We start from the raw sequence: 13,138 nt of genomic DNA, 5'->3' as shown, positions 1-13,138 counted from the left end.
ATCAGCTGGTCAGACGATCAGCGGCCGCGGTGATTCGTTCGTCCGTCGCGGTAAGGGCAATGCGCACATGCTGATTGCCGCGCGGGCCGTAGAACTCGCCGGGTGCCGCCAGGATGCCGCGCTCGGCCAGCCAATCCAGGGTCGTGCGGCATTCCTCACCGCGCGTCGACCAGAGATACAGACCCGCCTCGGAGTCGTCGATCCGGAATCCCGCGCGCTGCAAGGCATCTCGCAGCACGACCCGCCGCGCCCGGTAGCGGTCCTTTTGCTGAACCTCGTGCGCGTCATCGCCGAGGGCCGCGGTCATGGCCGCCTGGATCGGGAAGGGCAGCATCATGCCGGAGTGCTTGCGCACCTCCAGCAACTCCGCCACGAGCGCCGGGTCACCGGTCACGAAACCGGCCCGGTAACTGGCCAGATTCGAAGTCTTGGACAGCGAGTGGATGGCGAGCAGGCCGGTGTGGTCGCCGTCGCTGACCTCGGGGTCGAGGATCGACACCGCGCGGCCCTCCCAGGCCAGCCCCAGGTAGCACTCGTCGGAGGCGACGATGGCCCCGCGCTCGCGGGCGAACTGCACCACCTTGCGCAGATGATCGACGCCCAGCACCTTGCCGGTCGGATTCGACGGCGAGTTGAGGAAGATCAGCGCGGGCCGCTCCGGGCCCAGCTGCGTCGTGCCGTCGGCGCGCACATAGCGGGTCCCGGCGAGCAGCGCGCCCACCTCGTAGGTCGGGTAGGCGACCTCGGGGATGACGACCAGATCCTGCGATCCCAGGCCGAGCAGCCGCGGCAGCCCGGCGATGAGCTCCTTGGTGCCGATGGCCGGCAGCACCGCCGCCGGGTCCACCCCCGTGATCCCGAATCGCCGCTTCAGCGCCGCGACAACGGCTTCGCGCAATTCGGGCGTGCCGTGCGTGGTCGGGTAGCCCGGCACCTCCGCCACCGACGAGAGTGCCGTGCGGATCAGCGGATCCACCGGATCGACCGGCGTGCCGACCGAGAGGTCGACGATGCCGTCCGGATGCGACGCCGCCTTCGCCTTCACGGAAGCGATGGTGTCCCAGGGGAAATCGGGTAGCAGAGCGCTGACCCGGCCACGCGCGGTCAAATGCTCGTCCTACTCGCTGGCCATCGGCGGCAGCGCGGCGATGAACGGCGGGTCGTAGTCGACCTTGCCGACCTTGGTGGCGCCACCCGGCGAACCCAGGTCGTCGAAGAAGTCGACATTGGCGTTGACGTAACCGGCCCACTGATCCGGGGTGTCGTCTTCGTAGAAGATGGCTTCCACCGGACAGACCGGTTCACATGCACCACAGTCCACGCACTCGTCCGGTTGGATGTACAGCATGCGTCCGCCCTCGTAGATGCAGTCCACGGGGCATTCCTCGATGCACGCCTTGTCCTTCACGTCAACGCACGGTTCAGCGATGATGTACGGCACTGCCGCTCTCCTAGTCTGTCCTCACATGCGGGATACTCCGCCGGCGAAACCCTATCCCGGCCAGCCAACATTACTACTGCACAGCCTGCCCTAACTTCCGACCGCCGCACTCCGGGTGGGTTCGTACCCGCGGTGCAGCGATCGGAAACGCGACAACTGATCTCGCTGTGCCAGGGGTACCTCGGCGGATACCCCCGAAATCGGTTCGGCTCTCGGCCGCTGGCACGGGTTGCCAACGGTGAGCGGCTCTCAGCCGTCCGCCAAAGTCACGGAGAGGCGGGTCCGTGGCACACCGTAGGTGGTGGTGCGCTGCCGGACCGGGCGGCCGATACCCGACGCGATCTCCGTCAGTTCCCCGACCGTCTTGGCCGATCCATGTTCGGAACCGGCCATGCGGGAGATGGTTTCCTCCATCAGCGTGCCGCCGAGGTCGTTGGCGCCGCCGTTCAACATGAGCCGGGTTCCGGTGATACCAAGTTTGACCCAGCTGGTCTGAATATTCTCGATCCGGCCGTGCAGCATGATCCGCGCCAGGGCATGCGCGGCGCGATTCTCGCGCACGGTCGGGCCGGGCCGGGAGGCACCCGCGAGGTAGAGCGGGGCGCTCTGGTGCACGAACGGCAGCAGCACGAATTCGGTGAAACCACCGGTCTCGTCCTGGATTCCGCGCAGAACGCGCAGGTGGCCCACCCAGTGCTTCGGATTGTCCACGTGGCCGTACATCATGGTCGAGCTGGAGCGCAGGCCCAGCCGGTGCGCGGTGGTGACGACATCCACCCACGCCGAGGCCGGCAGCTTGCCCTTGGTCAGCACCCAGCGCACCTCGTCGTCCAGGATCTCGGCGGCGGTGCCCGGAATGCTGTCCAGCCCGGCCTCTTTCAACGCCGACAGCCAGTCGTGCACCGACTGCCCACCGCGGGACGCGCCATTGACGATCTCCATCGGGCTGAACGCGTGCACGTGCATCCCGGGGACCCGAGCCTTGATGGCGCGCACCAGGTCCGCGTAGCCCGTGACCGGCAGCTCGGGATCGATGCCGCCCTGCATGCAGATCTCGGTCGCGCCCTCGACCCAGGCCTCCCAGGCGCGGTCGGCGACCTCGGCCGGGCTCAGGCTGAAGGCGTCGGCATCGCCCTTGCGCTGCGCGAACGCACAGAAGCGGCAGCCGGTGTAGCAGATATTGGTGAAGTTGATGTTCCGGTTGACGATATAGGTGACCTCGTCGCCCACGGCGTCGCGGCGCAGCTGGTCGGCCAGCGAGGTCACGGCCTCCAGGGCAGGGCCGTCGGCGGTGGCCAGGGCCAGGTACTGATCGTCGGACAGGCCCGCGGGGTCCTTCTCGGCGGCGCGCAGGGCGGCCATCACGTCGGCGTCGACACGCTCCGGGGCGGAACCGGCCAGCTCGAGCACCTGCTCACGGATGCTCTCCCAGTCACCGAACGCCCCCAGCGAATCATTGGCAATACCTGCGTCACTGCGGGATTCGGTCAGGCGGCCCTCGGCGTCGATGGCGGTGTGCAGATCGATGCGGCCGACCGATTCCCAATCCTGGTCGGGCTCCTGCCAGGGCAGGCCGGACGGCTTCACGTCGGCGGCCAGGCCGGTCTTCGGATCCATCAGTGCCGCAACATGTTCGGAAATCCGCGGATCGATCCACGGATGGCCCGCCAGCACGTACTTCGGGTGAGCGGTGATGCGCTCGGTGAGGACGTAGCCGCAGTCGGCGGTGATCTGCGCGAGGGTCTCCAGATTCGGCCACGGCCGTTCCGGATTCACATGATCGGGGGTGAGCGGCGAAACCCCGCCCCAGTCGTCGATGCCCGCCGCCAGCAGCGCCCGGCATTCCTCCAGCGACACCAGATTCGGCGGCGCCTGGATGCGCATCTTCGGCCCCATCAGCAGCCGGGTCACGGCGATGGCGGCACGGAACTCCTCCAGCCCGGTATCCGGACTGTGGCGCATGGCGGTGTTCCGCTTGGCCAGGAAGTTCTGCACGATGACTTCCTGCACATGCCCGAAAGCCTTGTGCACCTTGCGGATCGCGAGAATGGACTCGGCGCGCTCGACCACGGTCTCGCCGATGCCCACCAGGATGCCGGTGGTGAACGGCACCGACAGGCGTCCGGCGTCGGTCAGCGCGCGCAGCCGCACCGCCGGGTCCTTGTCGGGCGAACCGTAGTGTGCCTGACCGGGTTCGGTGAACAGCCGCGTCGAGGTGGTCTCCAGCATCATGCCCATGGACGGCGACACCGGCTTGAGCCGCGACAGCTCCTCCCAGCTCATCACGCCCGGATTCAGATGCGGCAGCAGGCCGGTCTCCTCCAGCACGCGAATCGCCATGGCGCGCACGTAATCCAGGGTGGAGTCGTAGCCGCGCTCGTCGAGCCATTGCCGCGCCTCGGGCCAGCGCTCCTCCGGGCGGTCACCCAGGGTGAAAAGCGCTTCCTTGCAACCGAGTTCGGCACCCTGCCGGGCGACCTCGAGAATCTCGTCCGGCTCCATGTACATGCCCTTGCCCTGCGCGCGCAGCTTGCCGGGCACGGTGACGAAGGTGCAGTAGTGGCAGCGGTCGCGACACAGATGCGTGATGGGGATGAACACCTTGCGGGAGTAGGTGATCGGCAGCACCTCACCCGCGTAGCCGGACTCCCGCAGACCGGCATCGCGCACCCGCGCGGCCGACGCGCACAGATCTTCCAGATCGGCGCCGCGCGCGTGCAGCAGCACCACGGCCTCGTCGAGATTGAGGGTCGCACCGTCCCGGGCCCGGCGCAGCGCGCGGCGCATCGCGGAATCGGTGGGCACGGCAGTATCGGTGGACACAGCGGAACCATTGCGTATGGCGGAACCCGTGGGCGTAGCCGAACTGCTGGTGGGCCTCGGCGGCAGGCTCGGGTTCGGTAGATCCGTCACGGTCTCGATCATGCGCCATCCATCCGGCTGTTCCGACTCGGGTGCCCTAGAACGAGCCAACCTGGCGCCCACGTCCGGTATTCCGACTTGATTATTCGTATCCTCGAGTTCATCTATTCAAATTTCAGTTCCGATGAAATAGCCTCGCGGGCGTCCACTTCGCAGAAGAAGAGGGAGAGACCTTCGTGCTCGCGAAAATCCGCCGCGCCACTGTCGTCGCCGCCCTGGGCGCCACCGCCCTGCTGGCCATCGCCACCAGCACCGCCTCCGCATTCGGACCGGTGCCGCCCGCCAATCCGTACCTGGGACCGGTGGGCACCGCGACAATGCACGGTGACTCGGAAGCCTCCGACACCACGCCACTGCCCGGCGTCGGCACCGGCGGCGTCAACGCCGACTTCCACGAGGAAGGCGCCGCCTGCCCGACCATCCTGCAAGGGGCCGACGGGTTCCCGCAGGCGCTGTGCACGAAGATCACCGATCGCGCGCCGGAAGTGCTGCTGCTGGACCCGAACAACGGCAACACCCTCGCGCACCTCGACCTCACCAAGGGCAGCCTGCTCGGCGGGGTCTACGCCTACCTCGACAACCACGACCAGATGGTCACCGTCGACGGGTCGGGCAACCTGCTGCGCATCGGGCACCAACGCGGCTCCGACGGCTCCTGGTCACTGTCGATCGCCTCGAAAACCGATGTGACACAAGCGGTTACCGGACACTGCGGCGGCGGCACCTGCGACTCGGTCGACTCCGTCTCCCCCGACTACCAGGGCCGGGTGTGGTTCGCCACCGACAACGCCGCCGCCGGATACGTCGGCACCGACGGCACCGCCCACTCGATCGTCCTCGCCCCCGGCGAGATCGTCGCCAACAGCATCGCCATCGCACCCCAGGGCATGGCCGTGGCCACCGACCACGCCCTGTACCTGCTGACCGTCGATGGCAGCGGCAACCCTCAGATCGCGTGGCGCCAAGCCTACGACCGCGGGCCGGCCCGCAAGCCCGGCCAGCTGAGCTGGGGCACCGGCGCCACCCCGACCTTCTTCGGGCCCGGCGACGGCACCGAATACCTGACCATCACCGACAATGCGGTGCCCAAGGAGAACCTGCTGGTCTACGACACCGCCACCGGGCACCAGATCTGCTCGGTGCCCGCCATCGACGGCACCGAGAACTCGCCCATCGGATCGGGCAACAGCGTGTTCGTGGCCAGCACCTACGGCTACCCCTACCCGGCGCTGCCGCCCAACGCCGGGACCAGTCAGCCCGCGAGCGCACCGATTTCGGGCGGCATGACCCGCATCGACGTCACCGGCTCCGGCTGCACCGTGGTCTGGACCAACACCGTGCCCTCCTCGGCGGTGCCGCGACTGTCGGTGGCGGACGGCAAGATCTACACCTTCACCCGGCACTCCCTGCTCGGCAGTGGCAGCAGCAGCGGCAGCAGTGGCCTCGGCAGCGGCAGCGCGGGGGTGACCGACAACTACAGCTTCGCGGTGATCGACGCCGATACCGGCAAGGTCGACACCGAGCAGTTCGTCGGCGCGACCACGGTGGACGACACCCTCCAGATGGTCGGCACCATCGCGCCCGGGCGAATCCAGTACCAGGGCACCACCACCGGACTGTTCCGGATAACGCCGCACTAGCCGACAAACGGCACATGCAATGTGCGGTCGTGACAACTGATCTCGTGAGGCGAGGGTAACTCGCCGGGTACGCCCAGAATTGTTTCGGCACCCCACCGCCGGCACGGGCTACCAGTGGTGAACGGCTTTCAGCCGCCCGCTGATATTTCGAGGAGGCGGTACTGTGCCAGCATGTCCCAGCCCATCGCTCCCGGCGGCATCCTGGCCGACCCGTCGCGGCGTCCCAGCCCACGCGCCAAACTGCTGTGGGCGCTGAGCGCCGCGCTGTCGTGGGTGGTGCCGATCCTCGGAGTGGGGGCCTGGGCGCTGTTCGACGCGCACCGGCGCGGCCCGCAGGCACTGGTGTTCGGAATCATGCTGCTGGCAGCGATATTCAGCATCGTGGCCATCCCGCTGTGGCGGTACGCCGTGCACCGGTGGGAGATCACCGACGAGGCTGTCTACACCCGCACCGGCTGGTTCACCCAGGAGAGCCGGGTCGCGCCCATCACCCGCGTGCAGACCGTGGACACCTACCGCGGACCGCTGGAACGGCTGCTCGGACTGGCCACCGTCACCGTCACCACCGCCTCCTCGGCCGGGGCCGTGCACATCAGCGCGCTCGCCCTGGCCGACGCGCGCGACACCGTCGCCCAGCTCACCGCCATCGCCGCACAACACCGGGGGGACGCCACATGACCCAGCCGCCACCCCCGGATCCGGACATGTTCCCGGATTCCTATCCGACGGAAGCACTTTCACCGATCACCGCGGCACCGGGGACGGGGACGCCCCTCGGTCCGGACACCGAGAACTGGCAGCGGCTCGACAAGCGCATGCTGCTGGTCCATCCGGTCACCGAGCTCATCCGCTTCATCCCGGTGCTGATCGCCACGCTGGTGGCCGGCGCGAGCAGGGACAATCCCGGGTGGAGCCTGGCCGTGGTGGCGATCATCGTCGGCTTCGCGCTCACCCGCTGGTTCACCACCACCTATCGCATCACCCCCGACAATGTGGAGCTGCGCACCGGACTGATCCGGCGCAAACGACTTTCGGTGCCGCGCAACCGGGTCCGATCGGTCGACGTGCAGGCCGACCTGCTGCATCGGGCACTCGGACTGGCGGTGCTGTCCATCGGCACCGGGCAGCACGCGGAGAAGCGGGAACAGTTCAAACTGGACTCACTGGATGCGAAGCTGGTGCCGGAACTGCGGCTCGCGCTGCTGGCGCATACCCGGGCGGGCACGGAATCCGTTGATGCCCGGTCGGTTACGACCGAAGGCGAGACACCGGACGCGGCACCCGGCCTCCCGGTCGTGGAAATCGCGCACTGGCAACCGGATTGGGTGCGGTACGCGCCACTCTCGTTGACCGGCTTCGCAATTATCACGCCGGTCGTCGGTCTGGCCTTCCAGTACGGGTTCGCCCAGCTCTTCCTGAGATCCGGCACGGTCCAGGATGTCGGGCACCGCGGCGTGACCGTCATCGCGGGCGTGATCGCGCTGCTCGTCGTGATCCTCGTCGTGGTGGTCAGCCTCGCCGCCTGCGCGCGCTACCTCATGACCTGGTTCGGCCTGAACGTGCTGGACGACGGCAAGACCCTGACCGTGCGACACGGGCTGTTCACCACCCGCCAGACGACCCTCGACCTGGCCCGCCTGCGCGGCGCGACCGTCAACGAGCCCCTGCTGCTGCGCCTGGCCGGAGCCGCCGAACTCGAAGCCATCATGACCGGCACCAGCCCGCGGCAGAAGATCCTGCCGCAGGCTCCCCGCGCCGCCGTGCACCGCACCCTCGCCCATCTGCTGGGCACCTCCGCCGTTCCGGCCGGGGCCACCCTGCCGGTACCCCCACTGGTGACCGTGCCGCTGGTCCCCCACGGTCCGGCCGCCCACCGCCGCCGCTACACCCGCACCCTGGGTCCGCTCGCGGCCATCGCGGCGGTGCTGCTCGTCATTTCCCTTGCGGGCGGCCACATCCCGCTCTGGATGTGGATCGCGCTCGCCATCGCCACCCCCATAGGCGCCGCCCTCGCCTGGGACCGCTACCGCGGCCTCGGCCACGCCGTGCTCCCCGCCACCGACGGCAAACCGGCCTGGCTCATCACCCGCAGCGGCTGCCTGGACCGCGACCGCGACTGCCTGGAGGCCCCCGGTGTCATCGGCTGGACGGTCCGCCAGACCCTCTTCCAGCGTCGCGCGGGCGTGGCCACGGTCGTGGCCGCCTCCGCCGCGGGCAAGAAGCGCTACCACGTCATCGACCTGCCGATCGACCAGGCGTGGTCCCTGATCGACGCGGTCTCCCCCGGACAGCTGGGCATCCCCGCCGGGCGGTGACCGAAACGGCTCGGCGGCGGATCGAATGCTCCACCGCCGGGCCGGAATTCGGCAGCGTCAGCCGAGCACCGGGAAGTTCGAGCGAATCACGTTCTGCGGGTCGCGCTCACGCTTGATCGTGCGCAGACGGTCCACGGTCACCGCGTCGAAAGCCGCGGCGGCCGACTCACCGGGGGCCAGGAAGGTGAAGGGCTTCTTGCCCGTCACCAGCGCACCGAACTCCGCCACCAGTGCACTTGTCCTGGCGTGCACCGCTTCTCGCAGGTGGGGCAGACCGAGGCCGAGGGTGGAGACGAGGTAGCGGTCGGACAGCGCACCGCGCGCACCCGCGGCCGGGCGGGCCAGCGCGCCGCCCAGGTGGCGGACCTGAACGCTGACCAGCGGTGCGAGGGATTCGCCGAGAATGATCTTCTCCGCCGCCGGGGAAAGGTCGTCGAGGAGCTCGCCGCGGGTGATGGCCGGGCTGGGATCGACCGGCTCCCTGGTGATGTCGCCGAGGTCCGCCACCGACAGGGCGGCCCGCGTGTCGGTGAGCGCGCCGCCGATCCGGTCCAGCGCGGACACCAGGGTCCGGCCCCGCTCCGGATCGCCCAGACAGGCGAGGTCCACGCCCACCATCTCCGGCGCCTGCGGGAACTGGAAGCGGTTGAACCACACCGACAACTCATCCGGGGCTCGAGAAGTCAACTCGCGGAAGGCTTCCCACACCTCCGGCAGCCGATCGGCGGTCCAGGTGATGCGGCCGCCGTACAGCCCCGGCGCGGGGAAGAGCTCGAACTCGAGGCCCGTCACCACGGCGAAATCGCCACCGCCACCGGACAATGCCCAGAACAGGTCCGGATCACTGTCCGCGGTCACCCGGGCCGGGCGGCCCTCGGCGTCCACGATCTCGAAGGCGCGCACCGCGTTCGACGCCCAGCCGTACTTACGGCCGAACCAGCTCTTGCCGCCGCCCAGCGTGTAGCCGGTCACGCCGACCACCGGATTGCTGCCCGCGAGCCCGGTCAGGCCGTGCGCGGCAGCGGACGCCTGCACCTGTCCCCACCGCACACCCGCGCCGACCCGGGCCACCCGCGCGACCGGATCGATCTCGAGCCGGTTCAGCGCACCGGTCCGCAACAGGATCGCGGTATCGATGCCGCCCGCCGCGCCGTGCCCGGTCGGCTGGGTCGCCACCGGACGGCCCGCGGCACGCGCGTAGCGGACCACGGCCGCCACATCCGCGGCATCGGCGATCTCGGCGACCGCCGCCACCGGCTGCGTCACGGCCAGGCTCCACGGCCGCGCGGCCTGCTCGAAGTCCGCGTCACCGGACTCCAGGACGCGGCCCCGGACAGCATTGCGCAGTTCGTCGAATCCCATCGTCTTCCCTCGTTCCTGATCGTGATTGCGATTCACGAGGGGGACGAGACAGGGCGCCGAAGTGTGACACCGCGGCGGAAAGGAACCGGAAACGCAGGACGATCCGTTCAGGCTCCGGACCGGGCCAGGCGCACGGTCGCGCGGTAGTAGAGGTACATGCCCGCCGGCAGCAGGCCGCAGATGAGCAGCAGCATGGTCGGCCAGTCACCCATGAGCAGGGCATACCCGCTCGGGCTGAAACCCGCGCAGATCAGGAAACCCAGGACCCACACCAGAATCGGCAGGGCCATCACCCCGATCCGCTTGGTGATCACACCCATGCCCATTACCAGCAGCACGTTCACCACCGCGGCGGCCAGGGCCGTGAGCGGCACCGCGATCGCGCCGTCGGTCGTGCTCGAGGCCAGGGTGCCAGCGGCCAGCACCGGCGTCGGCTCCGGGATGTGGGCCCGACCGGCGTAGATCGGCAGGAACAGCACCTCGAACCCGAGCGTGATCACCGCATCGGCCAGTAGCAGCGTGCCGATCAACGCGGTCAGCACCCCGCGCACCGGTCCCGCCGCCATCACCGCATCGCCCGCCCGGGCACCGACCGCCGCCGTCACGGCACCGGCGGGAATCCGAGCAGCGTCAGCAGCTGACTCTGCATGTCCACGAAGCCGTAGAGCACCGAGAGGTACAGCTCGTGCTGCCACTCGAAGTAGGGGCGCTGGCTCTCGACGAACGCCGCGATCGCGTTCTGCAGGTCCCAGTTGTACATAGCGTCAGTCTCTCATTCCAGGCCGCCGAGAAGATCATGTTCGCGGCCGTCGGGGCCCAGCGGTCCGCGCTCGCCACGCACCAGAATGTAATGCTCCTCCGGCAGCACCGGCTGGGCGACATCGTTCGACAGCGAGAACTCCCGGCCCGAGGGGGCCACCATCACCTGGGTGGCGTGCGCCCGCAGAGCCGCGCGCTTGGCCGCCAGCACATCCGAGACATCGATCGTGGTGGTCACGGATTCGGCGGGGACACAGGCCAACTCGCCCGCATGCGGCAGCCGCCACCCGCGCGGCAGCGCACCCGGCAACTGTTCCACCGTGCGGCGTTTCAACGACTCGGTGTGCATGGCCAGCACGGTCCGGTCGGTGACCGTCCAGTACACCTTCGGGACCGTCCAGCCCCAGTCCGAGGCGGCGTCGATGGCCGCCATGGTGATCTGGTGCGCGCGAATGTGGTCCGGATGCCCGTAGCCGCCGCGCGGGTCGTAGCCGATCACCACGCGCGGGCGCAGCTCCAGGATCACCTGCACCAGCGCGTCGGTCGCGGCGGTGCCCGAGTTCACGAAGGCGCGGGGGTTGCGCGCCGACGGCGTCCCGGCCATGCCGGAATCCCGCCAGCGGCCCGCGCCACCCAGGAAATTCGGCACCCCGGCATCCAATTCGGCCAGCGCCCTGGTCAATTCGAGAATGCGGTAACCGCCCAGCTGATCGGCCTGCCCGGCCACCAGATGCGCGTAGTCGTCGCCGATGACCTCACCCTCTTCGCCGAGCGTGCAGGTCACCACGGTGACCGGGAGGCCGCGCTTGCGATAGTGGGCGATGGTGCCGCCGGTGGTGATGGACTCGTCGTCCGGATGCGCGTGCACCAGCAGCAGGCCGTGCCGGGAAGCATCGAGAGGATTCACGGCAGCCTCCGCCAGTTGGCGGCATCACCGAAGATGCCGGTCTGAATGGCGCCGCTCAGCGAGGCCCCGTCCACCCGGGGGCCCGCCGCGGCGACCTGGGTGTCCTGCACGATGGGCAGCACCGTCGCCAGCTCCCACAGCTTGGGCTCGGTCTCGCCGATCACCTTGCCCACATCGATGCCGCGCAGGGCGGCGTCGATGGCGGGCTGCAGGGTCGGATCGCACACGCCGGAGACATTCGACGGGGACTTCTTGGCCCCGTCCGCGACGGTGGTGTCGGCGGTGTCACCGGGCGGCGCCACCGGCGTGCACCCGTAACGCGACGCCAGCACCGTGGCCGGATCCTCACCGGTGCGTTCCCAGCCGATCACGGCGTCGACCCCGACGTCGGTCAGCTCCTTGCCGTACAACTCCGAGGCCGTGACACTGCGCACGACGACATCGATTCCGGCACTGCGCAATTGGTCGGCGGCGGTATTGGCCACCGCCAGCGTGGTGGTGTCGCCGTCCACCGCGCCGATCCGCACCGTCAGCGATTTACCGTTCTTGGCCAGCGACCGCGGCTGCGGGGCGGGCGAGGTCGCCGACTGCGTGGCGGGCGTCTCCGCGGCCCGCGCGAATCCGGCCTCGGCCAGTAGTCCGAACGCCTCCTCCTGGCTCAGCCGCGGCGGCTCGGTCGCGACATAACCCGGATCCGAGGGCGAAAGCACCTGTGCCCGAGCCGGTTCCACCCAGCTGCCGGTCTGCGCGCCGACCGTGGCCAGCAGCACCGGATCCAGCAGCGCCAGCACCGCACGCCGCACCCGCGCATCGGCCAGGTCGCCGCTGCGACCGTTGAGCGCCAGCTGCATCTCCCGCGACTGCGGCATGGTGGCCGTGCGCACCGACGGAATCGCCGCCAGCTGCGCCTGCAACGCCACACCGCCGTGCACCAGCGCCATCTGCGCGTCCCCGACCCGCAGCGACTCCGCCACCTGCGCGGGAGTTCCGCCGCGCCGCAATAGAATCTGATCCGGCACCGCGGGCTGACCCCAGTACCGGTCATTGCGTTCCAGCAGGATCTCCTCGCGGCCGCGGTCGGCCTGCTTGATGCGGAACTGGCCGCCGGAGATCCGGATGGTGTCGATCAACCCCTGCTCGAAACCCGAGTCCTTGACCAGATGCTGGGGCAGCAGATCCGAGAACAGTTGCCGCCAGGCGGGATACGGCTGCGTCATGGTGACCGTCACCGTCTTGCCGCCCGCCGACGAACTGACATCCGAGATCAGCCGATAGCCAGCGGGATCCACCGTGCCCGGCTGCGTGATCATCTGCTGCCAGAGGTATTTGAAGTCCTCGGCCGCGATGGGCGCGCCGTCGGACCAGGACGCCTCGTTCTTGAGCTGGTAGGTGATGGTGAACGGCTCCTGCGCCGTCACATCCGCCGACACCATGAGCGCCGGATCCAGAATCCAGTCCGTGCCGCCGGGCACCCCCGGCGTCGGACCGGGCCGGAACGGGCTCGGCAACACCATCGACGCGACCGCCGCCGTCGCCGGCGACTGCTGCGACCGCAGATGCGGATTGAACCCGATCCCGATGTCATCGACCGCGACCACGACCGAGTTCTTCCCCGGCTTGGCCGGCTGTGTCTTCGGACTGTCGGTGGATTCGATGGGCGGTGGCGGATTCGCGGTGCATCCGGTCGCGACCGCCAACAGGGTCGCCACCAACACCAACACCGCGCGCAGCTGTGTCATTTGCCCTCCGCTTCGCTCCGGGCGGATTCGCGGCCCTGAGGTCTCGATTCTTC

At 69.2% G+C, this 13,138-nt stretch carries 11 protein-coding genes; 3 read left to right on the top strand and 8 right to left on the bottom strand.

Annotation, left to right across the window (positions count from 1 at the left end):
* Position 1: 1 nt before the first annotated feature.
* The 3 genes from dapC to ACIRRA_RS23320 form a co-directional block, all read right to left on the bottom strand.
* Positions 2–1,108 (bottom strand): succinyldiaminopimelate transaminase, encoded by a 1,107-nt coding sequence (gene dapC, locus ACIRRA_RS23330; RefSeq protein WP_356995846.1) that lies wholly within the window; start codon positions 1,106–1,108, stop codon positions 2–4.
* Positions 1,109–1,117: 9 nt separating this feature from the next.
* On the bottom strand, positions 1,118–1,441 hold the full coding sequence (gene fdxA, locus ACIRRA_RS23325) for a ferredoxin (protein ID WP_040812194.1): 324 nt from the start codon (positions 1,439–1,441) through the stop codon (positions 1,118–1,120).
* A 249-nt stretch (positions 1,442–1,690) separates the two neighbouring features.
* A complete protein-coding gene (locus ACIRRA_RS23320) occupies positions 1,691–4,366 on the bottom strand; it encodes a bifunctional FO biosynthesis protein CofGH (RefSeq protein ID WP_402771609.1) in 2,676 nt (891 codons plus the stop codon).
* 173 nt (positions 4,367–4,539) lie between these two features.
* On the opposite strand from ACIRRA_RS23320, the gene ACIRRA_RS23315 reads away from it, so the two are divergent.
* From ACIRRA_RS23315 to ACIRRA_RS23305, 3 genes are all read left to right on the top strand, one after another.
* Entirely contained in the window at positions 4,540–6,003 is a 1,464-nt protein-coding gene (locus tag ACIRRA_RS23315) for a hypothetical protein (protein ID WP_402771607.1), read from the top strand.
* A gap of 171 nt (positions 6,004–6,174) precedes the next feature.
* On the top strand, positions 6,175–6,681 hold the full coding sequence (locus tag ACIRRA_RS23310; protein WP_402771604.1) for a PH domain-containing protein: 507 nt from the start codon (positions 6,175–6,177) through the stop codon (positions 6,679–6,681).
* Complete coding sequence (locus ACIRRA_RS23305; protein ID WP_402771601.1) at positions 6,678–8,318, top strand: PH domain-containing protein; 1,641 nt, start codon at positions 6,678–6,680, stop codon at positions 8,316–8,318. The genes ACIRRA_RS23310 and ACIRRA_RS23305 overlap by 4 nt, the downstream gene beginning before the upstream one ends.
* Positions 8,319–8,375: 57 nt before the next feature.
* Here the strand turns inward: ACIRRA_RS23305 and ACIRRA_RS23300 are convergent, their stop codons facing one another.
* The 5 genes from ACIRRA_RS23300 to ACIRRA_RS23280 form a co-directional block, all read right to left on the bottom strand.
* The gene (locus ACIRRA_RS23300; protein WP_402771598.1) at positions 8,376–9,680 is read right to left on the bottom strand and encodes an FAD-binding oxidoreductase; all 1,305 of its coding nucleotides are present in this window, start codon (positions 9,678–9,680) and stop codon (positions 8,376–8,378) included.
* 107 nt (positions 9,681–9,787) lie between these two features.
* Positions 9,788–10,285, bottom strand: coding sequence for a hypothetical protein (locus ACIRRA_RS23295; protein ID WP_356995839.1), 498 nt, complete (start codon positions 10,283–10,285; stop codon positions 9,788–9,790).
* Positions 10,282–10,440 (bottom strand): hypothetical protein, encoded by a 159-nt coding sequence (locus ACIRRA_RS23290; protein ID WP_326306468.1) that lies wholly within the window; start codon positions 10,438–10,440, stop codon positions 10,282–10,284. The genes ACIRRA_RS23295 and ACIRRA_RS23290 overlap by 4 nt, the downstream gene beginning before the upstream one ends.
* Before the next feature lie 12 nt (positions 10,441–10,452).
* Positions 10,453–11,346, bottom strand: a complete 894-nt coding sequence (gene mshB, locus ACIRRA_RS23285; protein ID WP_402771595.1) for an N-acetyl-1-D-myo-inositol-2-amino-2-deoxy-alpha-D-glucopyranoside deacetylase — start codon at positions 11,344–11,346, stop codon at positions 10,453–10,455.
* Positions 11,343–13,085, bottom strand: coding sequence for an ABC transporter family substrate-binding protein (locus tag ACIRRA_RS23280; RefSeq protein ID WP_402771594.1), 1,743 nt, complete (start codon positions 13,083–13,085; stop codon positions 11,343–11,345). Before ACIRRA_RS23280 ends, mshB begins: the two co-directional genes overlap by 4 nt.
* Positions 13,086–13,138: the final 53 nt, after the last annotated feature.

The organism is Nocardia sp. NPDC101769, assembly GCF_044766925.1.
Lineage (GTDB): Bacteria > Actinomycetota > Actinomycetes > Mycobacteriales > Mycobacteriaceae > Nocardia.
Note: the sequence above shows the minus strand (reverse complement) of the source record. Positions and strands in the feature narration are given on the sequence as shown.

What these genes read in the sequence shown, in the direction of transcription:
- ACIRRA_RS23300 (WP_402771598.1), bottom strand. Translation starts at nt 9,680, where the DNA reads ATGGGATTCGACGAACTGCGCAATGCTGTCCGGGGCCGCGTCCTGGAG.
- ACIRRA_RS23280 (WP_402771594.1), bottom strand. Translation starts at nt 13,085, where the DNA reads ATGACACAGCTGCGCGCGGTGTTGGTGTTGGTGGCGACCCTGTTGGCG.
- ACIRRA_RS23305 (WP_402771601.1), top strand. Translation starts at nt 6,678, where the DNA reads ATGACCCAGCCGCCACCCCCGGATCCGGACATGTTCCCGGATTCCTAT.
- ACIRRA_RS23320 (WP_402771609.1), bottom strand. Translation starts at nt 4,366, where the DNA reads ATGATCGAGACCGTGACGGATCTACCGAACCCGAGCCTGCCGCCGAGG.
- ACIRRA_RS23310 (WP_402771604.1), top strand. Translation starts at nt 6,175, where the DNA reads ATGTCCCAGCCCATCGCTCCCGGCGGCATCCTGGCCGACCCGTCGCGG.
- ACIRRA_RS23290 (WP_326306468.1), bottom strand. Translation starts at nt 10,440, where the DNA reads ATGTACAACTGGGACCTGCAGAACGCGATCGCGGCGTTCGTCGAGAGC.